Genomic DNA, 26,605 nt, shown 5'->3' with positions numbered 1-26,605 from the left:
TGGTCCAGCTGGTCGAACAGCGTCTCGGCGGCCGTGCGGGCCCGCACGCTCAGCGTGCCCCGCGCCCAGCTCAGCTCGCGCCTGCCCCGGCCGGAGCCGCAGCTCGTCCCGTGATCACAGGTTGGTCAGCCGCTCGGCCTGCTCGGAGTAGCGGTCGCCCCGGACATCGATCTTCGCCGCGGCCGTGCCGAGCTCGTGCCGGTCGTCGTCGGTGAGCTCGACCTCGGCGCCGGCCAGGTTCTCCGCCAGCCGCGCGAGCCGGCGGGTGCCCGGGATGGGGACGATCCACGGTCGCTGGGCGAGCAGCCAGGCCAGCGCGATCTGGGCCGGGGTGGCTCCCTTGCTGTCGGCCTTGCGGCGTAGCAGGTCGACGACCACCTGGTTGGCCTGCCGCGCCGCGGCGTCGAAGCGGGGGAGCGAGCCGCGCATGTCGCCCTCGCCGAACGTGGTGCCGGCCGTGATCGCACCGGTCAGGAAGCCCCGGCCGAGCGGGCTGAACGGCACGAAGCCGATGCCCAGCTCCTCGGCTAGCGGCAGGATCTCGGCCTCGGGGCGGCGCCACCACAGCGAGTACTCGTACTGCAGGGCCGTGACGGGCTGCACCGCGTGCGCCCGCCGCACGGTCGCCGCGGCCGCCTCGGACAGCCCGAAGTGCTGCACCTTGCCCGCCTCGATCAGCTCCCGGACCGCGCCCGCGACCTCCTCGATGGGCACCGCCGGGTCGACCCGGTGCTGATAGAACAGGTCGATCCGATCGGTCCGCAGCCGCCGCAGCGACGCGTCGGCCACCTCCCGGATGTGCTCGGGCCGGCTGTCCACGCCCTCGCCGCCGATATCGAAGCCGAACTTGGTGGCGATCACGACCTCGTCCCGCACCGGCTCCAGCGCCTCGCCCACCAACTCCTCGTTCACGTACGGCCCGTACACCTCGGCGGTGTCGAACAAGGTGACCCCGCGCTCCACCGCGGCCCGCAGCAGCGCGACGTGCTCGGCCCGCTCGGCCCCCGGCCCGTAGCCGGAACTCATGCCCATGGCCCCGAACCCGATCGCCGAGACCTCGAGCCCGTTCCCCAGGATCCGCTTCCGCATGCCGTGCCCTTCTGCCGTTCGCGCCCGCGAACATCGTGGGCGGCGTTACCCACCCTGCCTCAACCGGGGCAGCCCCGGCACTGTCACGGCAGCAGATCCGCGATCGCGCTGATCCCCGCCTCGATCTCGCGGCGTGACGTGTTGCCGAAGCCGAGGACGAGCTGCGGGCGGGAGCCGGCCACGCCGTAGAGGCCGACGCCGCGGCGGGCGGCCCGGGCGATCAGATGCTGCTCGCCGGCGCCGGCGGGCAGGTCGAGGACGGCGTGGAAGCCGGCGGCCAGGCCGGTGAGCGACAGGTGGGGTGCGTGCCGGCTCAGGGCGGCGACCAGGGTGTCGCGGCGGGCGGCGTACTCGGCGCGCATGCGGCGCAGATGGCGGTCGTAGCGGCCGGACTCGATCAGCACGGCCAGGGCGAACTGGTCGACGACGGGGCTGCCGCGGTCGGCCAGCCACTTGCGGTGGGCGATCGGCTCGCGCAGGCGGCCGGGGGCGATGATCCAGCCCAGTCGCAGGGCCGGCGCCAGTGATTTGCTCACCGTGCCGAGCGAGACGACGTGGTCCGGGGCCAGGCCCTGCAGGGAGCCGACCGGCTCGCGGTCGTAGCGGAACTCGGCGTCGTAGTCGTCCTCGATGACGACGCCGTCGAGCTCGCGGGCCCAGGCGATCAGCTCCTGGCGGCGGGCGCCGGTGAGCACGACGCCGGTCGGCCACTGGTGGGCCGGGGTGACCAGGACGGCGCGGGCGCCGGTGCGGCGCAGGGCAGCGACGTCGAGTCCGGCCTCGTCGACCGGCACGGGTACGCAGGTCATCCCGGCCGCCTCGGCGAGCGGGCCCAGGGTCCGGCCGCTGCCGGGGTGCTCGACGGCGACCGTGCCGATGCCGGCAGCGGCCAGCGCGCCGGTGACCAGGCCGAGCGCCTGCTGTGTGCCGGTGCACACGATCAGGTCGGCCGCCGTGGCCGAGGCCGCCCGCACCCGTACGGCATAGGAAGCCAGCACCTCCCGCAGCCGCACCGGGCCGACGGGGTCGCCGTAGTCGAAGGCGGCGTCCGGCATCATGCGGCAGGCCTCGCGGACCGCCCACGCCCAGTCCTGTCGCGGCACGAGGCTCAGGTCGGGAACGCCGTGCCGGAAGTCGGCGACCGGGAACATCTCGGCCGGCGCCGGGGGCCGGGAAGGCGGCGCGCCGGCGGCCGGAACGGCGGTCGCGGCCACCCGCGTGGCGGAGCCGGGACGGCTCGTCAGGTAGCCCTCAGCCTGCAGCTGGGCGTAGCAGTCCTGGACGAGACCGCGGGACAGGCTCAGGGCGCGGGCCAGCTCACGCGAGGACGGCAGCGGCTCGCCGGTGGCCAGGCGACCGGCCCGGATCGCGGCGCGCAGCTGGTCTTCGAGCTGCGTACGCAATCCGGCGCCGCGGCCGCGGTCGATCGTCACGAGCAGTTCGGGCCCCGAACCGGCCCACTCGACGGGCATGAAACTGGACCTTATCAGTGACCCGGTCGCGTCCTAGCGTCATCTCATGACCACGACGACGCTCCACCGCCGACTGATCACGGGCCCCCTGCTGCTGCGGTCCGTCTCCATTCTCGGGGCGTCCGTGGGCTTCTTCCTGCCGCTGTCGGTGGTGCCGATGCTGGCCGGTTCGGGCCGCGCTGCCGGGCTCGCCACGGTGGCCTTGCTGCTGGCCACGGTGGCCGGCGAAGTGGTTACGCCGCGCCTGGTCAACCGGGTCGGTTACCGCGCCGCGCTGGCCGGGGGACTCCTCCTGCTCGGCGCCCCGACGATCGCGCTCGCCGTCAGCGCCCACCCCGCCGTGATCCTCGCCGTCTGTGTGCTGCGCGGCCTCGGCTTCGCCATCTGCACGGTGGCCGGGGGAGCGCTGACCGCCAAGCTGATCCCGGCCGGCCGCCGGGGGCAGGGCCTCGCCTTCGTCGGACTCGTGAGTGGCGTGTCGAGCCTGCTCGCGCTGCCGTCCGGGGTGTGGGCCGCCCACCGCTGGGGCTTCGCGCCGGTCTTCGTCGCCACGGCGATCTTCACGCTGCTTGCCCTGCTCTCGGTGCCCGGCCTGCCTCGCCGGTCCGCGACGGCCGAGAGCAGCAGCGTGTTCCATCGCGCGCTGGCCCGCCCGGCCGCGATCTTCGCTGCCTCGACCTCGGCCGTCGGCGTCTTCGTCACCTTCCTGCCGCTGGCCGGTGACGGCCGGTCGGCCGGAGTCGTCGCGGCTGCCCTGCTGGTGCAGCCCGCGGCGGCCACCGCCGCACGCTGGGCCGCGGGCCGCCTGGGAGACCGCTACGGCCCCGGCCGCCTGCTCGGACCGGGCCTCGCGTTGACCGCGGCCGGCACAGCGGGACTGGCCCTCGTCCCGGTACCGGCGGCCCTGGTCTTCGGCGCCGGCTTCGGCCTGCTGCAGAACGCGACGCTGGCCCTGATGTACGACAGCATGCCGCCCGGCGGCGAGAACACGGTCAGCGCGGCCTGGAACATCGCCTACGACCTCGGCATGGCCGCCGGCGCCCTGATCGCCGGCCTGCTGGTCGCCCCGCTCGGCGTCGACGCGGTCTTCGTCCTGGCCGCGGTGGCGACGCTGCCCGCCTTCGCCCTCGTCCCGGTCGCTACCTCGCGTAGAGGGTCGTGAGCTCGGCGCCGATGCGGGCCAGCTCTTCCCGTACGGCCGGCGGGTCGAGAACCTCGACGGCCGAGCCCCAGCCGGAGAGCGTACGGGCGATGTCGCGCGGGGTGGGGGCGCCCACCCGCACCCGGACGCGGCCGTCGTCGAACACGTCGCCGGGCCGGCAGTGGCGTCCGAATTGGTCGCGCAGCACCCAGAGGAAGCGTTCCGGGATGAGCAGGGTGGCCCAGGTGCGGGACCGCCGTTCCTCGATCGTGCCGACCACCTCGTCCCAGGCCGTGTCGAGGGCGAAGCCGGCGGGGCGCTCGAACGTCCCGGTGGTCACCTCGAGGTCGGTCACCCGGTCGAGACGGAAGGTGCGCCGGCCTTTCGCGGTGCCGGCGATCAGGTACCACAGGCCGTCCTTGTCGATCAGGCCCCACGGGTCGGCCTCGCGCGGTGCGTCCTTGTAGTGGAACCGGACGCGGCGCCTGCGGACCACTGCCTGCTGCAACTGTCGCACCTCGGCGGGGTGGTCGCGGGGGTGTTCGCCCCACCGCGAGGGGTCGGCGATGGTGGCGTCGGCCGCGGCCCGGGCCTCGGCGCGGTACGTCTCGGGCAGGGCGCGCATCAGCTTGCGCAGGGCCGCCTTGATCTCGCCGGAGGTCGACGCGGCCGGGCCGGCCAGCAGGAACAGCGCCTGGGCCTCGGCGTCGGTCAGGCCGCTGAGGTCGGTGCGGGCGCCGCCGACCAGCTGCCAGCCGCCGTGCCGGCCGGGCTGGGGATAGACGGGGATGCCGGCGGCGGACAGAGCCTCCAGATCGCGGCGGGCCGTGGCCACCGAGACCTCCAGCTCGGTGGCCAGCTCGGCGGCGGTGACCCGGCCCCGCGACTGCATCAGCAGGAGGGCCGCGACGAGACGATCGGCGCGCATGCCGCAGATTCTGCCCGGAAAAGTGCTCAGAAGGTGAGCACTTTACGGCCGATGATGAGGTCATGACTTCTTCAGCAACGCTGCGCGGACTGACCACGGTGACCCTCTTCGCCGACGACCTCGACGCCGCCCGGGCCTGGTACACCGAGGTGTTCGCGGTCGAGCCCTACTTCGTGCGCGAGGGCGCCTACCTGGAATGGCGCATCGGCGACTACCAGCACGAGTTCGGCGTGCTCAACAGCAGGTTCGCGCCGCACCCGGCGACCGGCGCGCCGGCCGGCGTGGTCGTCTACTGGGCCGTGGACGACGTCGGGGCGGCCTACCAGCGGCTGCTCTCGCTGGGCGCCACGCAGCACGACGAGCCGACCGAGCGCGGCCCCGGCTACGTGACCGCGTCGGTGCTCGACCCGTTCGGCAACGTCCTCGGGGTCATGCGCAACCAGCACTACGACGACATCCTCGCGGCGCGTCTCACTCCAGCGGCAGGTCGATGATCTCGGTCTCGCCGTGTGGCGGCGGCAGGAGGCCCGACCGGAGGGCCTCCAGCCGCTGCGCCAGCTGGTCGACGGCCTCGGCCGCGTTCGAGCCGACTCGGATGGGGGTCACTCCGGGCGCTATCCGCTCAGGCCGGGCAGCGCCGAAGACCACCGGGAAGATCTGGGGTTCGAGCGGGAAGTACGCCCGCCGGGCGGTGATCTCCCGCATCACCCAGTTGTCCTCCGGGTCCCGGATCTGGACGTTCGAGGTGATCATCGGGACCAGGGCGAGCGAGTGCTTGAGCCCGTTGGCCACGGTCTCGCCGAACTCGGCCCCGCTCTGCGGCCGGTCCATGAAGACCCGGAAGCCGCGCTCCTTCAGCGCCTGCTCCCAGGCTGCCGCATCGCCGACGTCATGCTCGGTGTACGAGATGAAGACGCCGTAGACGAAGCAGGAGCGGGCGGCCGCGGCGAGCAGGGACCGGCGCAGCTTCTCGCGGACAGTCCGTTCCAGCTGCTCGATGCCACCGGCCGCGATGCGGAAGACCTTGACCTTGTCGCTGCCCCGGCCGAACTGATGCCGGGGCAGGGTCAGAAAGCCCGGCAGGTCGATCCAGAGCATCGGGAAGGTGAGTCCGCCCAGCGTGAAGCCCGGATCGGCCCGGCTCTGCAGGGTGCCGTCGGCCAGCACGTAGATGCCGTGCCGGGCGCCGGGGGTGCGGGCCGCGGCGACAGCGTCGTCGAAGGTGATCTGCCGCATGTTGTCGGGGAGCTCGATGCGCTCGGCGTAGTTGCTGAGCGTGGCGATCGGGTCGCCGCCCTGGGCCGAGGCCAGCGGGCCGGCGCCGTCACGGCCGTACAGGAAGTCGACGTCCTGACTGATGTACTCCAGGACACGCCGGCTGATGAAGCCCTCGATCGCCTCGCGCGCCCAGCCGGCCGCCTGGTTGCCGGTGAGGCTCTCCAGGTGCTTCATGATGTCCTGGTAGTGGAACGAGAGCAGCACGACCGGTGTGAGGGCGACCAGATCGGCGGTGCGGTTGCGGCCCAGCGCCAGGGCGAGCTCACCGACGACATCGCCCTCCTGGTGCGAGAAATGCGGTTCGATCGGGCGTGTGTCGTCCTCGCCGTGTGTCTTGTAGACACCGACGCGGCCGCGCAGGATGACGAACATCGTGTCGCCCTCGTCGCCGCCGCGGCAGATGACCTCGTTGTACTGGCGCTCGACGAGCTGGGCGGACAGCACGACCTCGCGAAGCATGGTGGGGTCGAGGTACTCGAAGAACGGATTGGTGTCCTCGTCGCCGTCGGGCGTCGTGTACATCAGCTGCAGCTTCTTGATCGTGCCGATGGCGTCCAGCGCCTCGCGATCGCTCTTGTTGACCTGCAGGATCCGCTTGGCGAAATACATGATCTCCCAGCCGCGGTGGCTCCAGGCCGGGTCGCTGCGCCGGAGAGCGAGCGCCGCGCGCAGCTGCTGGCGGTCACCCTCGATCGGGGAGTACCACGCGGACGGCAGATCCTGCACCGACATGCGCAGGAGCAACTGGTCGACGCCTCGTTTGTCGCGCAGGGTGCGCGGCTCGTGGAACGCTATGCCGGCCCACTCGCCGTGCCGCTCCAGCCGCCGGCGGAACGCCTCGGAGACGATGACGCCGTCGGGGCCGCCGCGGGCGAGCATCCACCCGGCCACGTTGATGCCGTTGCCGACCACCTGCACGCGGCCGTCGGCGCCCCGCACCAGGCTGACCCGGCCGGCGTGCGCGACGATCCGCAACCCGACCCCGGCCGTGGCCGACCACGTGAGGAACCGGGTGACCAGATCGAGCGCGGCCTGCGCCGCCCCACGGTCGTCGCCCTCGGGGAAGACGACGTGCCCGCCGTCGCCGCCGGAGGCCCAGATGGCGTCGGAACGATCCTCGATCGTCTCCGCCACCACGGTGTTGAGGCCTACGACCCGGTCGAGCTGCACATCGTGCACGAGCTCGGACGAGTGGCCGACGATGTCGCACGAGACCACGAGCACCTCATGGAGATCCTCGTTGCGCCCGCTGGACACGGGCTCTCCCTTCGAAGACAGGGGGCTGAGCGGCGATAGCCGCGTGAAGCCGGAGAACCGGGAGCGGCGGGATCATCGTCGCTCGACCAGCCCAAGATAGGTGGTCCACGCAATGGCGGACAAAAGGATCTAGAGCGCCTCGTCCCCCGGAACGGGGATGCGGGCCTCGGCCTCGAAGGACGCCACCACAGGGGCGCGGTGGAGCTGCCGATAGGATCTCCAGCGCGGAACAGGGGGTGGGGTCGTGAACGAACCGTGGAAGGTGCTCGAGCAGAGGGTTCGGCCCGACTTCCGGAAGTCGGTGTTCTTCGGGCTGATCGCGCTGGCCGGGCTGGTCGTGGGCACGCGCCTCGGCGACATCGACGCGCCCGAGCTTCGCGAGCGGCTGATCGCCTGGTGCTCCGCGCTGGTGGTGGCCGTGGCCGGCATCGTCGCGACCCGTACCGCCTCGCGCGAGGTGCACCGGATCGCCTTCGCCCGCGGCGGGGACGCGGCCGCGACGCCGCTGCGGCTGCTCGTGCAGCTGTCCGGTTACCTGATCACCGTCTTCGTGGTGTGCGACCTGGTCGGCATCGGGCTGCGCAACCTGCTGGTCGGCGGCGCGGTGACCGGTGTCATTCTGGGCCTGGCCGCGCAGCCGGTGCTCAGCAACCTTTTCGCCGGCCTCGTGCTGCTGTTCGCCCGCCCGTACGTGCCGGGGCAGCGGGTCCGGGTGTTCTCCGGCGCGATCGGCGGGCCGCACTACGGCACGATCGTCTCGGCCGGGCTGCTCTACACCGTGCTCGACACCGCCGACGGCCCGCTCAACATCCCCAACTCGGCGCTGCTGGCCTCCGCGGTCGGGCCCTTCCACGGCGAGCCCCCCGAGGAGACGCCGGACGTGCCGCCCGGTCCCGCCGACGACGACGAGGCGGCCGCCGTGGCCACCGCTGCCGCCCTGGCAGAGGTCACCGACGAGCCGGAGCGCAAGCAGAACGGCGACTGACCGCTGGCGCGGCTCAGGCATGCTTGGTCTGTGCGACTGATCCTGAACGTCCTCTGGTTCGTCTTCGGCAGCGGTTTCGTGCTCGCCATCGGCTACGGCCTCGCCGCCCTGATCTGCTTCGCCCTGATCGTGACGATCCCCTTCGGCATCGCCTCGCTGCGGCTCGCGGCCTATGCGTTGTGGCCCTTCGGCCGTACGGTGGTCAGCCGCCCCACCGCCGGGCTGGGCTCCGGTCTCGGCAACATCATCTGGGTCGTCGTGGCCGGCTGGTGGCTGGCCCTGACCCACATCGCGGCCGGCATCGCCCAGTGCGTGACCATCATCGGCATCCCGTTCGGCATCGCCAACTTCAAGCTGGTGCCGGTCGCCTTCTGGCCCCTCGGCCGCGACATCGTCGACCTGGCCGATTAGTTTCCGGCACCCGGCCGGTCCGAAGGGCATGCGAAAACTGGTCCTCTACTCCCTGGTGTCCCTCGACGGCGTGGGCGAGAGCCCCGACGAGTACGTCTTCGAGTTCGACGAGACGATGCACACGAACCTCGGCGAGGTGATCAGGTCGCAGGACACCGTTCTGCTGGGCCGGGTCCAGTACGACGAATGGGCCTCCTACTGGCCCACCTCCGACATGCAGCCGTTCGCCGACTTCATCAACAACGTTCCCAAGTACGTGTTCACGTCGGCCCAGCCGGCGGCCGACTGGACCGGCACGACAATCGTGACGACCGACGCCGTCGACTTCGTCGGCGAGCTCAAAGAGCATCCCGGCGGCGAGATCGGGTTGCACGGCAGCCTGAGCCTGTCCCGCTCGTTGCTGGCCGCGAACCTGGTCGACCAGATCCGGCTGGTGGTGTTCCCCACGTTGGCCGGCCGCGGGCGCAAGCTCTTCGACGACGACGCGACCGTGCGGAAGCTGAAGTTGCAGCGTGCGGAGCCGACGCCGTCCGGGGGCCTGCTGCTCGACTACGAGTTCTCGCGGCCGTGACCAGCGACACCGGGTCGCAGCCGCCGCCAACCCCGGCAACGTCCGCATGACCGCGACCCAGGTCGCGCTGATCGACTGGGACGAGGCCCACGACGACGTCCCCGCCCTCGACCTCGTGCTGCCCGGCAACGCCGCCGGCCTCGACGACGACGAGCACGACATCGCCGCCCAGGCTTCGGCCGCCTGGGAAGCCGCCGTCAGCTGGGACGACGACTACGCGGTCCGCCGGCTCGCCGAGGTCCGGCCGGTCCGAACCTGCTCTTCCGGCGGCTGAGAGATCGACACTACCGTCGGCCGTCCGGAGTTGACCCCGACGCGACGTCATGGTTTGCGATGGACGCATGAACCGCGTGTCGTCGGCGTATCTGGCCTCCTACGTCCTGTCCCTGCTGGGCAACTCCATCGCCGGAGTGGTGTTGCCCCTGCTGGTCCTGCAGACCACCGGCAGTGTGCTCGCCACCGGGGCCGTCGCCGTCGCCTCGGCGCTGCCCGCGGCCGCTGCCGGGCTGGTGATGGGCGTGGTGGTCGACCGGATCAACCGGCGTACGGCCTCGGTCCTCACCGATGTGGTCTCGGCGCTCTCGATCGCCGCGCTGCCGCTGGTCGACGCCACCGTCGGGCTGGCCCTGGGCTGGTTCGTGCTGTTCGCGGTGATCGGCTCGTTCGGCGACGTGCCGGGGCTGACCGCCCGTGAGGCCATGATCCCGGGCATCACCCGGGCCGGGCGGATGGGGGCCGAGCGGCTCCTGGGGCTGCGCGAGGCGCTCGGCGCGATCGTCATGCTGATCGGGCCGGCGCTGGGGGCGGTGCTGATCGCTACGTTCGACGGCGTCACCGTGCTGTGGTTCACGGCGGCGACCTCGACCGCGGCCGCGGCGGTCACGATGCTCATCCCGCGCTCGGCCGGTGCGATCCCGGCGGTCGCCGGCGGCCCGCAGCGGGTGGTGCTGCGCGACGGGTGGCACACACTGGTCCGCTCGCCGTTTCTGCTGACCACCACGCTGCTCAGCGTCGGCCTGGTCGTGGTTCTGGCCGGCTTCCAGGCGCTGGTCCTGCCGGTCTACTTCACCCTGCAGGAGCGGCCCGAGATGCTCGGTCTGGTGCTCAGCGCGCTCGCCGTCGGATTGCTGATCGGCGGGGGCACGTACGCCGCGGCGGGCGGCCGGGGCCGGCGGCGGAGCTGGTTCCTGACCGGGATGCTGATCACGATCGCCGGCTTCGGCGCGATGGCGGCCCTGGCCGGTCCGTGGCTCGTGCTCGGCGCCGCCGTCCTGGTGGGGCTGGGCAACGGGCTGTTCGGCAGCCTGATGGGCGTGCTCATGGTCGAACGGATCCCGGAGGCGGTGCGGGGTCGCGTGACGGGTCTGCAGAACTCGATCCTCACCCTGGCCCCGGCTCTCGGCATGGGCGGGGCCGCGCTGCTGGTCGAGGGGTCCGGCCCCCGGACCGGGGCGGTGGTCCTGGCGGTCGTCTGGCTCGTCACCGCTGTCTTCGCGATCGGCGTGCGGGCGTTGCGCGACCTGGAACCACGGCCGGCGCCCGACGCCGAGCTCGTAGGCTGACCGGCGGGAGGCACGGATGAACAGCGGCGAGATCGCCCGCATGGCCGGGGTCAGCGTCCGCACCCTGCGGCACTACCACCAGGTCGGCGTGCTGCCCGAGCCGGCGCGGCGGGCCAACGGCTATCGCGAGTACACGGTGACCGACCTGGTGTTGCTGCTGCGCATCCGGCGGCTGGCCGAGCTCGGCTTTCCGCTCGACGAGATCCCGCCCCTGCTCGAGACCGAGGGCCGGGCCGACGCGGTCCTCGACGAGCTCGACCGTGAGCTGGCAGCACAGATCGAGCGGCTCACCGCCCGCCGCGAAGTGATCGCCCGGCTGCGCGCGGCCGGGGCGAGCCCGGACACACCACCGGAACTGGCCGGCCTGATCGCGATCCCCGCCGGCGGAGCGGACCTGCCGCCGGCCATGCTCCGGCACGACCGCGAGGTCATGCTGTTGTTGCACCACGGGCTGGACGAAGAGGGCCGGGCCGCGTTGACCGGCCTGCTCAACCAGGTCGCCGAGCCGGGCCTGCTGGCAGTCACCACCGCGCTGACCGTCCGCTTCGCCGCACTCGGGCCGGACTCCACCGAGGAGGAGATCGAGCGGCTGGTCGCGGACTACCACGTGGCGCTGGGCCACCTCAGCTATGACGGTCTGCAGGACGTCGACCCGCGGACCGGGGCGCTGCTCACGGCGTACCAGGAAACGGTTCTCAACGACGCCCAGCGCGCATTCCTCGCCCGGCTGGTCAGCGGGGCAGCCCGGTCACCGTGAGGCGGCCCGGTCGACCAGTTCGAAGGCGTCGGGGTCGCCGCTGACCGCGGCTCGCGCCACCGCGTCGTACGCGCTGGAAACGGAACCGCCCAGGCGCAACCGGGCGGCCAGGCCGGGGTCGGCCCGCGCTGCCTCGACGGTGGGCGGCCATCGAGGCGTACCTCTCGACACAGCCGGTGTTGCCGCAGGGGCGCGGCCTTCCGTCGTACGCGATGGACAGATGACCCAGCTCACCGGCGTCGAAGCTCGCGCCGCGGAAGAGAGCGCCGCCGAAGACGAGGCCCGCGCCGACGCCGGTGGACAGATAGACGCTGCCGAACGACTGGTCGCGCGACACCCGGCGGCTCCAGAACTCGCCGAGCGCGGCCGCGGCCGAGTCGTTCTCGATGAGGACAGGGAAGCCGAGCCGGTCGGCCAGCACGGCGGCCCACCCGGTGGAGACGCGGGCCACCGGCGCCACCACGGCCAGGCCCTCGACGCGGTGGCGCGGCAGGTCGAGGCCGGCCGCGAAGTCGTGGAACCGGGCCGCGAGCAGGTCCGGTTCGGGGGAGCCGTCGAGCGGCACCACCTCGCGGCCGACGACGCCGCCGGTGAGGTCGACGGCGACCGAGGTGATCGTCTCGGGTCCGAGGTGGAAGCCGATGCCGAACCGGCTGCCGGGGGCGATCGCGAGCAGCTTGCGGGGGCGCCGCGCCCCGAGCCGGCCGAGCCGGACTCGAGGCTGACGCCGTCGGCGATCAGGTCGCGGACGATGAGCGAGATGGACGGCTGGGTGGTACCGATGGCCCGGTACTGGCGGGGTGGCGCCGATGAGCCGCGCGGTCCGGGTCGCGCGGGTGGGCGGCGGGGTCAGTTTTTGGTCAGGTGGCGGGCGAGCCAATCCGTGCGGGTTTCGCGGGCGGCCGCGGAGAGCGGCGCCGCCGGGAACAGAGCGTCGAAACCGTGGAAGCCGCCGGCCCAGATGTGCAGGTCGGCCTGGCCGCCGGTGGACCAGATGCGGAACGCGTAGGTGACGACCTCGTCGCGGAAGACCTCGGCTGAGCCGGCGTCGAGGTAGGCGGGTGGCAGACCGGTCAGGTCGCCGGCCACCGCGGGGGAGACGTACGCCGGCGGGGCGTTGCCGGCCAGCACCGACTGCCAGCCGAAGGCGTTCATCTCGCGCGTCCAGACGCCGGGCGCGCCGGAGAACTGGCGGCTCGACGTGGTGGCGTTGCGGTAATCGAGCATCGGGCCGATGAGCACCTGCGCGGCGAGTGCCGGGCCGCCCTCGTCGCGGGCCTTCAACGCGACCCCGGCGGCCAGGCCACCGCCCGCGCTGGCGCCGGCCACGACGATCTGTGACGGGTCGATTCCCAGCTCGGCGGTGTGCGCGGCGACCCAGAGAAGGCCCTGGTAGCAGTCGTCGACGAGCGCGGCGCCGCCGGCTTCGGGGGCCAGGCGGTAGTCCACCGAGACGACGACGGCGCCGAAACGTTCCAGCCACTCCAGCGGGATGTCGATCTGTGAGTAGCGATTGCCCATGACCATGCCGCCGCCGTGGATCCAGTAGACGCACGGCGCGGTCGTCGCGCCGGGGGGACTGAGGACGGTCAGCGGTAGCTCGGCGCCGTCGGGGCCGGGGATGGTGACCTCCTGCCGGGTGACAGCGCGGCCCTCGAGGATCGGTTCGATCGGGCCCGCCGCGTACGGGCGGATCTGCTCGAGGGTCTCCCGGTTGAGAGGCGGGAAGTCCGGCATGCCGGCGAGCAGCGTGCTGAGCTGCGGATCGAGCTCGGGTCGCTTCGGCATCAGAACGCCGCCTTGCCGCCGACGGGCACCTCGTCGGAGTAGCCGGACTCGCCGGTCAGCAGCGCCTGCAACGCGGCGACGAACGCCTGCGCCGGCTCGCTGCCGAAGAACGCGCCGTGCGCCTCCCGGCTCGTCCAACCCTCGGTCACGTGCACGACGTCGGGATTTCCGGCCGAGCGGCCGACGAGGAACACGACACAGTCGGGGTGGGGCAGGGACGGCGCCTCGAGCAACAGCTTGACGACCTCGTCGCCGCGCCCGGGCTGCGCGGTCATGGTGGCGTGGAATCCGTGGTTGACGGTCATTCGCGGTGGCCTCCTTCAAGACCACTCGATCGAATCATTCTGACCAGGGGGTACGGGAGAACGATCCTGCCGGATGCTTGCCCGATTCTCTCGACCGTCCCGCCGCGGCATGGCTGCGGGCGTGGCGTGGCGGCCGGTCGGGCATCCGGCTCGGGTGGCGACGGGCGTCAAGTCTCGGCCGGTCGATCGCCGGGGCGCGGCGACGCTGTGGACCAGGACGTCGAGGCCGCCGAACCGCGGGGCGTCGTAGCCCTGCCGTCATGGCGGAGACGTCCCGGCTGGGCGGCTCGACCCGAGCCGGTCATTTGCGGTTGTAGAGGCGCATCGTCAGGGTGCCGAAGACCAGGACGAGGACGGCGCCGGCCACGAACGTCCACATGATCTCGGCCATGTCGGGGGCGCCGGCCATGATGGAGCGGATCGCGGACACCAGATGGGTGACGGGGTTGACCTGCACGAAGGCCTGCAGCCAGCCGGGCATGGTGCCGGGGTCGACGAAGACGTTGCTCAGGAAGGTCAGCGGGAACAGCACCAGCATGCTGACGCCCATCACGGACTTCTCGGAGCGCAGGAACAGGCCGAACATCGTCCAGATCCAGGAGAACGCGAACGAGAAGACGACCAGCAGGGCCATGCCGCCGACCACGCCCGGGAAGCCGCCCTCGGGGCGGAAGCCCAGGATCAGGCCGACGACCATGATGGTGGTCGCGGCCAGGATGTAGCGCAGGACGTCGCCGAAGATCATGCCGACCAGTGCCGCGGGACGCCACACGGGCAGGGTGCGGAACCGGTCGAAGACGCCCTTCTCGATGTCGGTGTTGAGGCCGACGCCGGTGTACATCGTGATCATGACGACGCTGGTGACCATGATGCCGGGCAGGAAGAACTGCAGGTATTCGCCCGTCGAGCCGGCCAGCGCGCCGCCGAACAGGTAGGTGAACATCAGCGTCATGATGATCGGGAACGCGGTCACGTCGAACAGCTGCTCGGGCACGTGCTTGATCTTCAGCACGGCCCGCCAGCCGAACGTCAGCGACGCGCCCCACGCGCTCGGGCGGGCCGGGCGATCGGCGCGCGCCAGCACCGCGCCCAGGGTCTCGCTGGAGGGCGCGTAGGCGGTGACGGGCTCGGCGGTTTCGGTGCTCATGCGGAAACCTCCTGCGGGGACGCGGGACGGTCGGTCAGGGCCAGGAACACCTCGTCGAGCGAGGGCTGGCCGAGCGAGAAGTCGTCGACCACGATGCCGGCCTCGGCCAGCCGGGCCAGCGCCTGCGAGGCGAGCTCGGCCGCCCCGCGGTCGGAGCCGCCCGCCTCGGCCCGCGCGGTGAGCGCCACCGGGTCGGAACCCTGCTGCACGGTCGTGCCCAGCACCGTTGCCAGCAGACGCTCGGCCTCGGGCCGCTGGGCGGCGTCGCGCAGCCGGACGTGGATCGTGCCGGCGCCGATCGAGGACTTGAGCTCGCCCGGAGTGCCCTCGGCGATCACCTTGCCGTGGTCGATCACCGCGATGCGGCCGGCGAGCTGGTCGGCCTCGTCGAGATACTGCGTCGTCAGCAGCACCGTCGTGCCCGCGGCGACCACGATGCGGACGATGTCCCACACCTGGTTGCGGCTGCGCGGGTCGAGGCCCGTGGTCGGCTCGTCGAGGAACAACAGGTCGGGGGTGTTGAGGATGCTGGCGGCGATGTCGATGCGCCGCCGCATGCCGCCCGAGTACTTCTTGACCTGACGGCCGGCCGCCTCGGTGAGCCCGAACGCGGCCAGCAACTGGGCCGCCCGATCGCGGGCCCGCGGCTTGGAATGGCCGAGCAGCCGGGCCAGCAGCACCAGATTCTCGCTGCCGGTGAGGTCTTCGTCGACCGACGCGTACTGGCCGGTCAGGCTGACCCGGCTGCGCACCGTGTCGGCCTCGCGCACCACGTCGTGGCCGAAGACACGGGCCGTGCCGCCGTCGGGACGGAGCAGCGTGGCGAGCATGCGGACCACTGTGGTCTTGCCCGCGCCGTTGGGGCCGAGCAGCCCGTAGACCGTGCCGGGCGGAACCGTCAGGTCGACGCCGGCGACAGCGGTGTTGTCCCCGAATCTCTTGATCAGACCGGCGGTCTGGATGGCCGGTTCGGTCATGGCGTGTCCCTCCGTTGGGCGTGGGCCACATCTTCGCGTGAGGGTATGACAAATTCGCGGGCGCGGAACGCCCGAAGGGATGAACGCGGGGCTAGATTGCGACCATGTGCGTCGACAAAGTCACTCGCCGTTCACTTCTGGTGGGCGCGGCCGCCACGACCGCCGCGGTAGCGGTGCCCGCTCCCGCACAAGCAACCGTCCGGAAGTCCGGGCTCCAGGACCTCACCCATCCCATTGCGCCCTCGTTCCCCGCCTTCGTGCCGGGGGAGGAGCCGTCCCGCCGTACGGTCACCTCGATTCCGGCCGATGGTTATTACATGCAGGAATGGACGATCCTCGAGCATTTCGGCACCCACGTGGACGCGCCGGCGCACTTCACGGCCGGCGGCCGCACCTCGACCGAGCTGACCCTGGCCGAGCTGATCAGCCCGGCCGTGGTCATCGACATCGCGCGCCGGGCGGCCCGCGAGCCCGACACCACGGTCACGGTGGCCGACCTGGTGGCGTACGAGCGAAGGTACGACCGGATCCCGCGTGACGCCGCCGTGCTGCTGCACAGTGGCTGGGCCGCCAAGGCCGGCGACGCCGACGCCTACCGCGGCGCCGACGCCCAGGGCGGGCTGCACTTCCCGGGCTTCAGCGTCGAGGCCTGCGAGTGGCTGCTCACCAGGCGCCGCATCCGTTGCCTGGGTGTCGACACCCTCAGCATCGACCCCGGCGTCTCGGCCGGCTTCGAGACCCACCTGGCCCTCACCGGCGCCGACCGCTACGGGGTCGAGAACCTCGCCCACCTCGACCGGATCCCGCCCCGTGGCGCGACGCTGACCGTGGGCCTGATCCCGTATCTGGACGGGTCCGGGGGACAGGCTCGTGTCTTCGCGAAGTGGTAGAAAGTGAAGATCTCTCGAACCGAACATCGCGTCTTCGACGTACAGTGCGGATGGGAGCATGCGTGCTTCGACAAGGAGGTCGGGATGAGCACCGAGGACAAGCGCAGGGAGTTCGACGACATCGTCGCCCGCCTGACCACGGATTACCCCGCGCTGAGTCGCGCACCCTGGCCCCGGTGGCCCCGCCCGGTGCTGATCACCGTGCTGGTCACCGCGGGCGTGGTGTGGGGCCTGCTGTCGGTGGCCATGGTCGCGTGGGGCCTGCGGGGTGTCGCGTTGACCGCGGCAGTGGTCACCACCGCCGCGGTCGCCGCTGTCATGGACGCCCGGAAGTCTTAACGGAACGGGCCCGTCACGCAATACGTGATGCCCCCGGTGGACGATCCGGAGGCGCCGCGCTGTGACGAGAAATAGAGCCGGTTCCCGGCCGGCGTGAAGGCCGGGCCGGTGATCTCCGATGCGCCCTGCCCGGTGACCCGCAGGAAGACCGAGATCGTGTCGTCCGGCGTGATCAGGCAGATGTCCATGCTGCCGCCGTCCTCGGCCACATACAGGTCGCCCGACGCCGTGCCGGTCACGTTGTCCACCCCGCTCAGGGGAGCCGTGCCCGGGCGGACCAGATTGTCGTCGTACGCCAGTTCGTACGTATTGGTCGTGAGGTTGACCTGCCAGACCCGGTTGTCGCCCTTGGTGGTGAACCAGACCGTGTTCTCGGCGTAGTGGCAGCCCTCGCCGCCGTTGAACGACTTGGCCCCCGACACCTGGTAGCGCGTCTGCGTCGGCGAGCCGTCCGGATCGGGCACGTCGGCCCAGGTGAACGAGCCCGAGGTGGCGCTGCCCGCGCGGAGGACCTGGAGCGTGCCGGCCGACAGGTTGCCCCAGGTGGCCGGGACGTACCGGTAGAACTTGCCGTCGCTCTCGTCCTCGGTGAGATAGACGACCTGCCGTACGGGATCGGCCGCGGCCGCCTCGTGCTTGAAACGCCCCATCGCGGGCCGCACGACGGCCGAGCCGCCCAGCGGATACGTCTCCCACACCCGGCCCAGGCCGACCTCCTCACAGGACAGCCACGTGTTCCACGGTGTCTTGCCGCCCGCGCAGTTCTGGTTGGTGCCGCTCAGGATCCGCGACGCGCCGGTGACCTGACCGTTCGCGTTGAAGACGATCCGTGAGGCGCCGCCGCCGGCCGACGAGGACACCTCCGAGTTCGAGACGTACACCCAGCCGCTGCCGTTGGGGATCACCGCGCCGCCGTCGGGGGCGTCGTGCCAGACGTACGAGGTGCCGGGCACCGTCTGCCGCGAACGCGCCACCACCTGGCTGGTGAAGCCGGCCGGCAGCTGGATGCCGTTGGCGTCGGCCGCCCGCAGCGCTCCGTAGGGGCCGGTCGCGTTCTGCGCCGGCGCCGCGTACGCCGCCGGCCAGGCCGTGAACGGCAGGGCCAGCCCACCGGCTCCGGCGACGGTGGCGCGCAGCAGGGTTCGACGGTCCATGAGTCCTCCTCGAGGGTCGGTCCCTGAGAAGGCTGTCGGCCGTCCCTGGCCGAAGCGTTAACGCCGCGCAACCGATTGACGGCTGTCAATCGTCGTCATTGCCGCCGGAGTTCCGCTGCTCGGGTTGGGGCACCCCGTTCACGCAGTGGAACGAGAGTTCGACGCGGCCGTCCGAGCCCTCGAAGCGGACCTCCACGTCGTCGTCCGGCCCCCGGTCGTAATCGTGCACCAGATAGCCCGGCGCCGGCGACCAGCTGTCCAGATACGCCTGGTCGCCGGCCGCACAGCGCACCGTCACGGTGCCACCGGCGCTCGAGAAGACGGCCCCGGCCGGGCGTTCCGAGGCCGGCGAAGCGGACGGCCGCGGCGGTGCCGAGGAAGCCGGGGCGGTCGTGGGCGTCGCCGCGGCCAGCGCGCGGGCCACGTCCTGCTCGGTGACCACCCCGCCGCGCGTACCGGTCAGGCTGTCGCCGACCAAACGGATGCCGCCCAGCCCGGCCAGCGTGGCCACCAGGGCGGCGGCGAGCCACCCGCCGGCGACGACGACGGGGCGGGGCGGCTTCACGGACTGCATGGTCCGAACTATGCCGTACCGACGGCTAAGACTGTCCCGGCCGCACGCTAAGGGAGGGTTAAGAGCGCAGGTGGACGCGGTCCGGCCGACTACCCTCGGGCCAATGGCCCGGCTGTTACTGATCGAGGACGACGCGACCATCCGTACGCCCCTGATGCGGACGCTGAAGGAACGCGGCCACGCCGTCGCGTCCGTCGCCACCGCGATGGCGGGGGTCCAGGCGGCCCTGACCGATCGGCCCGACCTGGTCGTGCTCGACCTCGGCCTGCCCGACCTGGACGGCCGGGAGGTGCTGCGGATGCTGCGCGCGGTCAGTTCGGTGCCGGTGATCGTGGCGACCGCGCGCGACGACGAGACCGAGATCGTCCGTGTCCTCGACGCCGGGGCCGACGACTACCTGGTCAAGCCGTTCACCGCCGCCCAGCTCGAGTCGCGGATCCGGGCTGTGCTGCGGCGCGGCGCCACCCCGCAGGCCGACCCGACCATCACCGTGGGCGACCTCGTGATCGACCCGGCCGGGCGGCAGGTGCGGCTCGACGGGGCGACCGTCGAGCTGACGCCGCGCGAGTTCGACCTGCTGCACCACCTGGCCACCCGGGCCGGGCAGGTGGTCACCAAGCGCGAGCTGCTGACCGAGGTGTGGCAGATCCCGTACGGCGGAGCCGACAAGACTGTCGACGTGCATCTTTCGTGGCTCCGCCGAAAGCTGGGGGAGAGCGCTACCGCGCCGCGCTATCTGCACACGGTGCGGGGCGTCGGCGTGCGGCTGGGCGCGCCGTGAGGAGCCGGCTCACCCTGCTCGTGCTGGCCACGACCAGCCTCATGATGATCGCCTTCCTGGTGCCGCTGGCCCTGCTCGTGCGGCAGGTCGCGCAGGACAGGGCGACCGTGCGCGCGACGGCTGACATCCAGAGCATCGTCACCCAGGTCGGCACGGCGGACCCGGCCGACCTGCGGCTCACGGTCGAGCAACTCGCGGCCACGACCGGTCGCCCCATCACCGTCTTCCTGCCGGGTGACACCGTGCTGGGCACGGCTTCACCGCGTACGCCGGCAGTGCGGCTGGCCGCCCTCGGGCAGAGCCTCACGGTGGAATCGGGCGGTGGGCGCGAGATCGTCCTGGCCGTGCAGGGCCGCCCGGACGGGCCGGCTGTGATCCGTACTCTGGTGTCGCCGGCCGAAGCCGGGGCCGGAGTGACCCGGTCCTGGGTCGTGCTCTTCGGGCTGGGCGCGCTGCTGGTGGCGCTCGGCGTGGTCGTGGCCGACCGGCTGGCCCGGACGATCGTCCGGCCCATCACCGACCTTTCGGACGTGTCCCATCGGCTGGCCAACGCCGAGCTGTCCGCGCGGGCCTCGCCCGAAGGCCCCCGGGAAGTGCGGGAGGTGGCCGGCGCCCTGAATCATCTGGCCGGCCGCATCCAGGAGCTGTTGCGCGCCGAACGGGAACAGGTAGCCGACCTCTCGCACCGGCTCCGCACGCCGTTGACCGCCCTTCGCCTCGAGGCGGAGGGCCTTCGGGACCAGGACGAAAGTGCCCGGCTGAGCGCTGCCGCCGACGCTTTGGAACGGGCCGTGAGCGGGCTGATCCAGCAGGCCCGGCGTCGCACCGACGGCGACACCGAGCCCGCCCGGTGCGACGCGGCGGCCGTGGTGGCCGACCGGGCGGCGTTCTGGGAGGTGCTGGCCGAGGACACCGGGCGCGCGCTGACGATCGACCTGGTGGCCGGGCCTCAGCCGGTTGCTGTCTCGGCCGACGAGCTGGCCGCCGCGATCGACGCGTTGCTGGGAAACGTCTTCGCCCACACCCCCGACGAAACCCCCTTCTCGGTACGGCTGGAGGAGGCGCCCGGCGGGGTCGTCCTCACGATCGCCGACCGCGGGCCGGGGATGCCGGCCGGTCTGATCGGGCGCGGCGTCAGCGGCGGCGACTCGACGGGCCTGGGGCTGGACATCGCCCGGCGAGCCGCCCAGGCCTCGGGCGGGCAGCTCGAGATCACCGGCGGCGAGGACGGGTCCGTGGTGACGATGCTGCTGGGCCGGCCGTGAAGCGGTTCCCTCGGAGAACCCGTCTCAGAACAACTCGATGATCGGCGTGTCGTCCGCCGCCGCCGCACCACCGGCGTGATCGCCGTGTGTGACCCGCTGCCGCGACATGACGTGCCGGGCGCGCAGGCTGTCGACCGAGATGGCCCGTTCCCGCACGGTCTCCTCCGGCACGGAGCCCTCGGCGTAGCCGATGACGTCCTCGGCCGCCTGCTTCACCTCGCCGACGGCGTCGCTCACGTGTTCGAGCAGCTGGCGGGCGATGTCCTGGAACTGCACATGCCCGACCGCTCCGGTGGTCTCCGCGGTGAGGGCGCCGGTGCTCTGCTCGGCGTCGCGCAGCGCCTCCATCGAGTTGTGCAGTACTCCCGTCACGAGCTCGGACAACTCGCGCTGGGCATTCGCGATGCCGCTGAGCCGGCGCGTCATCGCAGTGTCGGCCGTCTCCAGCGCGACGCTCGTCGTGTCGTTCTCGAACGACGAGTCGTCGGCGAGCACCGCGTCGAGCCGGCCGGTCAGGTCGGCGATGCTGCTGCCGATGCCGTGCGCGGCCTTGTTCGAGCGGTCGGCGAGCTTACGCACCTCGTCGGCGACGACCGCGAACCCCTCGCCGGCGTCGCCGGCCCGCATCGCCTCGATCATGGCGTTCAGCGCGAGGATGTTCGTGGCCCGGCTGACCTGCTCGATCTCGGCGACGTGCTGTTTGAGGCCGCGCATCTCGTCGACCAGCCCGCGGATCTGCTCGTCGCGATACAGGAAGTACCGCACCAGCCGATCCACGAGCTGGTCGTTCGACGAGGTGGCCTGACTCAGTTCCGCCTCCGTGTGCCCCAGCGTGCCGGCGAGCCGGGCGACGTTGGCCGCGGTCTCCTCGGCCAGCCCGTCGACCTTGATCAGCTGCTCGACGATCGATTCGGCGGCCTCGCCGGTCTGCTCGATCACGTCGCTGATGTGCGCGCCGACGACCTCGCAGCAGGCCGGCACGTCCTTCAGCGCGGTGGCGACAACGTCCGTCCGCACCCGTGAATCCTCGGGTGCGGACGACGCCGGCGGCCGGCGGAGAAGGCGGGACATCGGAACCTCCAGGAGGGCGCCGTCAGGCGCCGGGAACGACCTGCTTGATCACACCGAGGAGCTGGTCGGGCGCGACCGGCTTGACCAGCCAGCCGGTGGCGCCGGCGGTCTTGGCCTCGTTGCGCTTGGTCTGCTCGGACTCGGTGGTCAGCATCAGCATGGGGGTGAAGCGCATCCCGGGCGCCTTGCGCGCCTCGCGGACGAACGTGATCCCGTCCATCTGCGGCATGTTGACGTCGCTGATGATCAGGTTGGGCTTGACGCCCTTGGACAGCTTGTCCATGGCTTCCTTGCCGTGCCCGGCGGTCTCGACGACGTAGCCGGCCTTCGTCAGGATCGACTTCAGGCTCATGAGCATGGTGGCGGAGTCGTCGACGAGCAGCACAGTGGTCATGGAGGTTCACTCTCTGGTAGAACGGGCCCCCCACTGCTCCCCCTGAGCAGCGGCAGCACCTGCGTAGCCAAGAAGGCGTCCGTTGGTGACGAGGTAATCCTCGGCTGGAAAAGCAGCAGGGCCTGGAGCGCGCCGGTGTGCAAATGGTTGCATCGCCGCAGGTTCACCTTGGGCTTGCCGGTGATCCGCAGCCACGCGACCAGCGGCTCCACCTCGTCCACGGTCACGACGTCACTCAGGGTCGCAGTCGTCTCATTGAGTTCGAGCGGCAAGGCTGAGCACCTCCTTCATGTTGAGCACCAGAAGAACAAGTCCGTCACCGAGCAGGGCCGTGCCGGAGAACTCGTCCGCGTAGGCCAGCAGCCCTTCCATCGGCTTGAGGATCACGTCGACCTCGCGGTGGAACTGCTCCACGAGCAGGCCGACGCGTTGGCCGTGCATGCTGACGATGAGGATCGCCCGGTCGGCGGCCGGGTCCGGGGTCCAGGGCATGTCGAGCGCGCGGGCCAGGTCGATGACCGGCACCACCTCGCCGCGGAGCACCACCACGTCCTGGTGCAGCACCCGGCCCAGCTCCGCGGACGGCACCCGGACGGTCTCCACGACCAGGTCGACGGGAATGCCGAACCGCTGGCCGGCGACGCTGACCACCATCACCTGGGTCACCGCCATCGAGAGCGGCAACCGCAGCCGGGTGGACGTCCCGCGGCCGAGCTGGGAACGCATGGTGACGGCGCCCCCCAGCTTCTCGACGCTGGCGCGCACCGCGTCCATGCCGACGCCGCGGCCGGAGAGGTCGGACACCTGATCGGCCGTCGAGAAGCCGGGCCGGAACACCAGGTCGACGGCGTCCGAGTCGGTGAGGGTCTCCAGCTCCTCCTCGCTGATCAGACCCTTCTCGTACGCCTTGCGTTTGACCGTGCCGGGGTCGATGCCCCGCCCGTCGTCGGCGATCTCGACGATCACGGCGTCCCCGTCGGCCACCGCGGTCAGGGTGATCCTGGCAGCCGGTGGCTTACCGGCGGCCCGCCGGTCGGCGGAGGTCTCGATCCCGTGGTCGAGGCTGTTGCGCACCAGGTGGACGAGGGGGTCGCCGAGAGCCTCGATCACGTCCTTGTCGGCCATCGTGTCCTCGCCCTCGGTGACCAGCTCGACGGTCTTGCCGAGCCGTCGGGAGAGGTCGCGGATCAGACGCGGGAACCGGGAGAAGGCCACCGACAGCGGCAGCATCCGCACGTCCATCACGGCCGCCTGGAGCTCTTCCGCGATCCGGTGCAGGCCGGAGTACTGGTCCTTGATGCGGCGGCTGAGCACCCGGCTGCCGAACTCCTCCTCGGCCGCGTCGGCCAGGAACGTCAGCCCGTTCTTGGCCACGTTGAGCTCGCCGACCAGCTCCATCAGGTGGTCGACCTTCTCCTGGTCGACCTTGAGGATGCGGGTGCCGACCTGACCCCCGGGATCGTCGGCGCGGCCGCGGTCGACGGGGGTCCGCTCGGGCGGTGGCGAGGCGGACGGAGCTTCGGCGGGAGTCGGCCCGGCCTCGGTCAGCAGGCTCGTCACCTGGGCGTTCAACGTTTCGGCGTCCGGGTCGGTGGTCTCGACCGGAACGCCGAGCGCGGCCGCGGCGGCCGCCACCGAGCGGGCCACGGCACTGAGCCGGACGCCGGACACGGACTCGCCCAGGGCCAGCGAGCGTTGGGCGGCGGTGAGGATCGCGTACGCGTCCCGGGCGAGCTCGAGGTTCTCGGCCTGCGACTGCGCCGCGGCCGAGACCGTGGACTCGTCGTCGCGGGGCTCGGGCGGTTCCTCCCCGGCGAGGTGGCGCCGGATCGCGTCGCCGTTCAGCTGGACGATCTCGACCTGGTCGGGAACGTACCGGAAGAGGTAGTCGAGCTCACCGACCGCGGCCCGCGTCGCCAGCACGAAGCCGATCAGGCACGCGTACTCGTCGTACTCCTCCGCCGGTGGCCACTCGAACGGCTGGATCAGACCGAGCTTGGCCAGCGCCGGAACCTGGCTGACCAGGTGCAGCGGGTCCTCGGCCCGGAAGAAGCAGCCCTGGTCGGGGGTGAACCGCACGAAGCGCATCGTCGCCGAGGTGGAGTTCAGCCAGGACGCGCTCTTCTCGAGCCATTCCTCGTCGAACAGCGACAACCAGTCCGGCGCCCGGTCGATCACCGGGCCGGCGGGCGCCGTGACCGCCGCCACCGCCGCCTGCTCACCGCCGAGCGGACCGCGCAGCTTGACGATCAGGCTCTGCCCGGCCGGTCCGGCCGTCGCGGGCAGTTGCTCGTGCGTGGTCACGTGCGCGAGCCAGCCCCGGATCAGGTCGAACGCGGCCAGCAGGTCGTCGGCCATGCCCGAGTCGAGCGCGAGCTTCCCGGAGCGTACGGCGTCGAGAAGGTCCTCGGCGGCGTGCGTGAGCCGGGTCAGCTCGGGGAAGTCGAACAGGCCCGACGATCCCTTGAACGTGTGGGCCGCCCGGAACACCTCGTTGACCAGTTCCGGGTCGCTCGGGTCGCGTTCCAGTTCCAGCAGTCCCTCGTCGACCTGACTGAGCAGGTCGGCGGCCTCGGCGAGGAACTGGGCGAGAAGCGGGTTCATGCGGCGACGCCGGCCGTGAGCATGCGGGCGACCCGGGCCAGACGTTCCGCGCCGACCGGCTTGACCAGGTACAGATTCGCCCCGGCCGTATACGCCCGGTCGGCATCGCCCGGGCGGTCCTCGGTGCTGATCATCAAGACCGGCGCCGAGGTGCCCACCGTCTCGGACCGCAGGGTCTCGACGCAGGCGTAGCCGTTCATCTTCGGCATGTTGACGTCGATGACGAACAGGTCGAACGCGGTGGACAGGGCCGTCTCGACCGCTTCGAGCCCGTTGGCCGCCTCGGCGACCTCGAAGCCGGCCTCGTCCAGCAGTGTCCTGTGATAGAGCCGCACCGTCGCGGCGTCGTCCACCACCAGCACCTTGGGACGCTTGTCGGTCATCGGTTGGCTCCGATCGGTCGTTGATAGACGATGCCCTCGGTCAGTCGCGCCGGCGTGAAGATCGGCGAGATGCGGCTCATCGACTCGGAATGACCGAGGAAGAGGTAGCCGCCGGGGCGCAGGGCGCCGTAGAGGTTCTCGGCCGCCCGCCGGCTCGACAGCTCGTCGAAGTAGATGAGCACGTTGCGGCAGAAGATCACGTCGAACTCGCGGAAGGCCCGCATGGCGAGGGTGTCGCACACGTTGACCTGGTGCAGCGTGACAGCGCCACGGATGCCCTCGTCGAGCTGATAGCGACCTGCGCCGGCCGAGGTGAAGTACTTGGCCCGCCACTTCGCCGGCACGCGTTGCAGCGAGCGCTCGCCGTAGCTGGCGTGCCGAGCCCGCTGGAGCACCTCGCTGTCGATGTCGGCGCCGTGGATCTCCACGTCGATCCGGTCGATGAGGTCCCACTCCTCGAGCAGCCGTATGCCGATCGAGTACGGCTCCTCGCCGGTCGAGCACGGCAACGAGAGAATCTTGACCGGCCCGACGATGCGGTTGGGCCCGCCCCGCATCGCGATCACGTCCGGCAGCGCCGTCCGCAGCATCGAGTCGAACTGGTAGTCCTCCCGCAGGAAGTACGTCTCGTTGACCGTGAGCTGATTGATCAGTTCCTGCTGCAGCTCGGGCCGGTCGTTGAGCCGCAGTGCCGCGAACCAGGAGGCGAACGAGTCGTACGGCGAGTTGCGGATGCACGCGTCGATGCGCTTGTCGACGAAGTAGCGCTTGGCCGAGGTGAACTGGATCCCGGTGCGCTTGTAGAAGTACTCCCGGAACTTCTCGAAGTCCGACTCACTCAGCCCGGCCCCGGCCGTGGCCGCACTGGTCATCGCAGGGCCGCCTCGACCGTGAACCGCAGGAACGGGTCGTCCGGGAACCGCTGCACGGCCGCGCGCAGCAGATCATGGTGTTCGGGGCCGAGGGACGGAAGCAACGCGTCGATCGCCGCGGTGACCACGTTCGGGTGGGTGTCCTGGGCGATCATCTGTGCCAGCCAGTCCTGGGAATCGGGGTGCGGCAGGTCGGCCAGCACCATCGCGGTCATCACCCGCACGTCATGGTCGGGGTCGGCGAGCAGTCCCGGAATGATCGCCGGCACCGAGACCGGCATGGTGGCCAGTGCCTCGGCCGCGGCCGTCCGCAAGCCGGCGTCGTCGCTGGCAAGGTGTGCACCGAGGCCCTCGGCGACCGTCGCGGTGTCGTGTGCCGCGAGCGTCGTCAGCACGGCGTCGCACACGAGGGGCTCGGTTTCGACAGCGATCCGGCGCAGCAGCGCGGGCACTGCCTCGGCGACACCGCCGAGACCGAGCGCCGCTTCCCGGCGGCAGTCCGGGTCGGCGTCGTCGAGCTGGCTCATCAACGTACCGGTGGTCGGCGGTGCGATTGTCTCCTCGGGCGGTGGCGCGTCACGGCGGACGAGTCCCACGGTGTCTCCCCTCT

General features: G+C 71.6%; 29 protein-coding genes and 1 pseudogene. 12 read left to right on the top strand and 18 right to left on the bottom strand.

Going from position 1 to position 26,605, the window contains the following annotated elements; genetic code table 11:
- Window positions 1-114 precede the first annotated feature (114 nt).
- Both LXN57_RS00720 and pdxR read right to left on the bottom strand, forming a co-directional pair.
- Window positions 115-1,089 (bottom strand): aldo/keto reductase, encoded by a 975-nt coding sequence (locus LXN57_RS00720; protein ID WP_251795868.1) that lies wholly within the window; start codon window positions 1,087-1,089, stop codon window positions 115-117.
- A gap of 83 nt (window positions 1,090-1,172) precedes the next feature.
- Window positions 1,173-2,561 carry a MocR-like pyridoxine biosynthesis transcription factor PdxR gene (gene pdxR / locus LXN57_RS00715; RefSeq protein ID WP_251795867.1) on the bottom strand — a complete coding sequence of 463 codons (1,389 nt, stop codon included), beginning with the start codon at window positions 2,559-2,561 and terminating at the stop codon, window positions 1,173-1,175.
- Window positions 2,562-2,607: 46 nt separating this feature from the next.
- Here pdxR and LXN57_RS00710 point away from each other — a divergent pair, with 46 nt between their 5' ends.
- Window positions 2,608-3,723, top strand: a complete 1,116-nt coding sequence (locus LXN57_RS00710) for an MFS transporter (RefSeq protein ID WP_251795866.1) — start codon at window positions 2,608-2,610, stop codon at window positions 3,721-3,723.
- Here LXN57_RS00710 and LXN57_RS00705 read toward each other — a convergent pair.
- Entirely contained in the window at window positions 3,701-4,630 is a 930-nt protein-coding gene (locus LXN57_RS00705; RefSeq protein WP_251795865.1) for a helix-turn-helix transcriptional regulator, read from the bottom strand. The two genes, LXN57_RS00710 and LXN57_RS00705, sit on opposite strands and share 23 nt — an antisense overlap.
- Before the next feature lie 62 nt (window positions 4,631-4,692).
- On the opposite strand from LXN57_RS00705, the gene LXN57_RS00700 reads away from it, so the two are divergent.
- On the top strand, window positions 4,693-5,124 hold the full coding sequence (locus tag LXN57_RS00700; RefSeq protein ID WP_251795864.1) for a VOC family protein: 432 nt from the start codon (window positions 4,693-4,695) through the stop codon (window positions 5,122-5,124).
- Here LXN57_RS00700 and LXN57_RS00695 read toward each other — a convergent pair.
- Window positions 5,102-7,165 (bottom strand): cyclic nucleotide-binding domain-containing protein, encoded by a 2,064-nt coding sequence (locus LXN57_RS00695; protein ID WP_251795863.1) that lies wholly within the window; start codon window positions 7,163-7,165, stop codon window positions 5,102-5,104. The genes LXN57_RS00700 and LXN57_RS00695 overlap by 23 nt on opposite strands.
- 244 nt (window positions 7,166-7,409) lie before the next feature.
- On the opposite strand from LXN57_RS00695, the gene LXN57_RS00690 reads away from it, so the two are divergent.
- From LXN57_RS00690 to LXN57_RS00665, 6 genes and pseudogenes are all read left to right on the top strand, one after another.
- The gene (locus LXN57_RS00690) at window positions 7,410-8,150 is read left to right on the top strand and encodes a mechanosensitive ion channel domain-containing protein (RefSeq protein WP_251795862.1); all 741 of its coding nucleotides are present in this window, start codon (window positions 7,410-7,412) and stop codon (window positions 8,148-8,150) included.
- A 30-nt stretch (window positions 8,151-8,180) separates the two neighbouring features.
- Window positions 8,181-8,561 (top strand): YccF domain-containing protein, encoded by a 381-nt coding sequence (locus LXN57_RS00685; protein ID WP_251795861.1) that lies wholly within the window; start codon window positions 8,181-8,183, stop codon window positions 8,559-8,561.
- 28 nt (window positions 8,562-8,589) lie between these two features.
- Window positions 8,590-9,132 carry a dihydrofolate reductase family protein gene (locus LXN57_RS00680; protein WP_251795860.1) on the top strand — a complete coding sequence of 181 codons (543 nt, stop codon included), beginning with the start codon at window positions 8,590-8,592 and terminating at the stop codon, window positions 9,130-9,132.
- Between the two features lie 28 nt (window positions 9,133-9,160).
- A pseudogene (locus LXN57_RS00675) lies at window positions 9,161-9,406 on the top strand (aminoglycoside phosphotransferase); the annotation flags it as partial.
- 67 nt (window positions 9,407-9,473) lie between these two features.
- Window positions 9,474-10,694, top strand: a complete 1,221-nt coding sequence (locus tag LXN57_RS00670; RefSeq protein WP_251795859.1) for an MFS transporter — start codon at window positions 9,474-9,476, stop codon at window positions 10,692-10,694.
- A 16-nt stretch (window positions 10,695-10,710) separates the two neighbouring features.
- The gene (locus LXN57_RS00665; RefSeq protein WP_251795858.1) at window positions 10,711-11,451 is read left to right on the top strand and encodes a MerR family transcriptional regulator; all 741 of its coding nucleotides are present in this window, start codon (window positions 10,711-10,713) and stop codon (window positions 11,449-11,451) included.
- Here the strand turns inward: LXN57_RS00665 and LXN57_RS00660 are convergent.
- The 5 genes from LXN57_RS00660 to LXN57_RS00640 all read right to left on the bottom strand — a co-directional run bounded on the left by LXN57_RS00660 (window position 11,426) and on the right by LXN57_RS00640 (window position 15,668).
- Window positions 11,426-12,331 carry an ROK family protein gene (locus tag LXN57_RS00660; RefSeq protein WP_251795857.1) on the bottom strand — a complete coding sequence of 302 codons (906 nt, stop codon included), beginning with the start codon at window positions 12,329-12,331 and terminating at the stop codon, window positions 11,426-11,428. The genes LXN57_RS00665 and LXN57_RS00660 overlap by 26 nt on opposite strands.
- Window positions 12,301-13,242, bottom strand: a complete 942-nt coding sequence (locus tag LXN57_RS00655) for an alpha/beta hydrolase (protein ID WP_251796103.1) — start codon at window positions 13,240-13,242, stop codon at window positions 12,301-12,303. Before LXN57_RS00655 ends, LXN57_RS00660 begins: the two co-directional genes overlap by 31 nt.
- Window positions 13,239-13,544 (bottom strand): putative quinol monooxygenase, encoded by a 306-nt coding sequence (locus tag LXN57_RS00650; RefSeq protein WP_251795856.1) that lies wholly within the window; start codon window positions 13,542-13,544, stop codon window positions 13,239-13,241. Before LXN57_RS00650 ends, LXN57_RS00655 begins: the two co-directional genes overlap by 4 nt.
- Window positions 13,545-13,845: 301 nt before the next feature.
- Window positions 13,846-14,691, bottom strand: a complete 846-nt coding sequence (locus LXN57_RS00645; protein ID WP_251796089.1) for an ABC transporter permease — start codon at window positions 14,689-14,691, stop codon at window positions 13,846-13,848.
- Window positions 14,688-15,668: an ATP-binding cassette domain-containing protein gene (locus tag LXN57_RS00640; RefSeq protein WP_251796088.1), complete on the bottom strand. Its 981-nt coding sequence runs from the start codon at window positions 15,666-15,668 to the stop codon at window positions 14,688-14,690. The genes LXN57_RS00645 and LXN57_RS00640 overlap by 4 nt, the downstream gene beginning before the upstream one ends.
- Window positions 15,669-15,772: 104 nt before the next feature.
- Between LXN57_RS00640 and LXN57_RS00635 the strand changes: the two genes are divergently transcribed.
- Both LXN57_RS00635 and LXN57_RS00630 read left to right on the top strand, forming a co-directional pair.
- Window positions 15,773-16,558, top strand: coding sequence for a cyclase family protein (locus tag LXN57_RS00635; RefSeq protein ID WP_251796087.1), 786 nt, complete (start codon window positions 15,773-15,775; stop codon window positions 16,556-16,558).
- A gap of 84 nt (window positions 16,559-16,642) precedes the next feature.
- The gene (locus LXN57_RS00630) at window positions 16,643-16,897 is read left to right on the top strand and encodes a hypothetical protein (RefSeq protein WP_221373887.1); all 255 of its coding nucleotides are present in this window, start codon (window positions 16,643-16,645) and stop codon (window positions 16,895-16,897) included.
- On the opposite strand, the gene LXN57_RS00625 is transcribed toward LXN57_RS00630, so the two are convergent.
- Window positions 16,894-18,051, bottom strand: a complete 1,158-nt coding sequence (locus LXN57_RS00625; RefSeq protein WP_251796086.1) for an alkaline phosphatase PhoX — start codon at window positions 18,049-18,051, stop codon at window positions 16,894-16,896. The two genes, LXN57_RS00630 and LXN57_RS00625, sit on opposite strands and share 4 nt — an antisense overlap.
- An 85-nt stretch (window positions 18,052-18,136) precedes the next feature.
- Window positions 18,137-18,625, bottom strand: coding sequence for a septum formation initiator (locus LXN57_RS00620; protein WP_251796085.1), 489 nt, complete (start codon window positions 18,623-18,625; stop codon window positions 18,137-18,139).
- 103 nt (window positions 18,626-18,728) lie between these two features.
- On the opposite strand from LXN57_RS00620, the gene LXN57_RS00615 reads away from it, so the two are divergent.
- Together LXN57_RS00615 and LXN57_RS00610 are read left to right on the top strand one after the other, a co-directional pair.
- Window positions 18,729-19,406: a response regulator transcription factor gene (locus tag LXN57_RS00615; RefSeq protein WP_251796084.1), complete on the top strand. Its 678-nt coding sequence runs from the start codon at window positions 18,729-18,731 to the stop codon at window positions 19,404-19,406.
- Entirely contained in the window at window positions 19,403-20,671 is a 1,269-nt protein-coding gene (locus LXN57_RS00610; protein ID WP_251796083.1) for a HAMP domain-containing sensor histidine kinase, read from the top strand. The genes LXN57_RS00615 and LXN57_RS00610 overlap by 4 nt, the downstream gene beginning before the upstream one ends.
- Window positions 20,672-20,695: 24 nt before the next feature.
- Here LXN57_RS00610 and LXN57_RS00605 read toward each other — a convergent pair whose 3' ends face one another.
- The 7 genes from LXN57_RS00605 to LXN57_RS00575 form a co-directional block, all read right to left on the bottom strand.
- The gene (locus tag LXN57_RS00605; RefSeq protein ID WP_251796082.1) at window positions 20,696-21,688 is read right to left on the bottom strand and encodes a methyl-accepting chemotaxis protein; all 993 of its coding nucleotides are present in this window, start codon (window positions 21,686-21,688) and stop codon (window positions 20,696-20,698) included.
- 76 nt (window positions 21,689-21,764) lie between these two features.
- Window positions 21,765-22,136, bottom strand: a complete 372-nt coding sequence (locus tag LXN57_RS00600; RefSeq protein WP_251796081.1) for a response regulator — start codon at window positions 22,134-22,136, stop codon at window positions 21,765-21,767.
- Window positions 22,133-22,408, bottom strand: a complete 276-nt coding sequence (locus LXN57_RS00595; RefSeq protein ID WP_251796080.1) for a hypothetical protein — start codon at window positions 22,406-22,408, stop codon at window positions 22,133-22,135. The genes LXN57_RS00600 and LXN57_RS00595 overlap by 4 nt, the downstream gene beginning before the upstream one ends.
- A complete protein-coding gene (locus LXN57_RS00590) occupies window positions 22,389-24,740 on the bottom strand; it encodes a chemotaxis protein CheA (RefSeq protein ID WP_251796079.1) in 2,352 nt (783 codons plus the stop codon). Before LXN57_RS00590 ends, LXN57_RS00595 begins: the two co-directional genes overlap by 20 nt.
- Window positions 24,737-25,123, bottom strand: coding sequence for a response regulator (locus LXN57_RS00585; RefSeq protein ID WP_251796078.1), 387 nt, complete (start codon window positions 25,121-25,123; stop codon window positions 24,737-24,739). Before LXN57_RS00585 ends, LXN57_RS00590 begins: the two co-directional genes overlap by 4 nt.
- Window positions 25,120-25,995: a CheR family methyltransferase gene (locus LXN57_RS00580; protein WP_251796077.1), complete on the bottom strand. Its 876-nt coding sequence runs from the start codon at window positions 25,993-25,995 to the stop codon at window positions 25,120-25,122. Before LXN57_RS00580 ends, LXN57_RS00585 begins: the two co-directional genes overlap by 4 nt.
- Window positions 25,992-26,591, bottom strand: coding sequence for a HEAT repeat domain-containing protein (locus LXN57_RS00575; RefSeq protein ID WP_251796076.1), 600 nt, complete (start codon window positions 26,589-26,591; stop codon window positions 25,992-25,994). The genes LXN57_RS00580 and LXN57_RS00575 overlap by 4 nt, the downstream gene beginning before the upstream one ends.
- Window positions 26,592-26,605 lie beyond the last annotated feature (14 nt).

This window comes from Paractinoplanes hotanensis (genome assembly GCF_023717965.1).
GTDB classification, from domain to species: domain Bacteria; phylum Actinomycetota; class Actinomycetes; order Mycobacteriales; family Micromonosporaceae; genus Actinoplanes; species Actinoplanes polyasparticus.
Note: the sequence above shows the minus strand (reverse complement) of the source record. Positions and strands in the feature narration are given on the sequence as shown.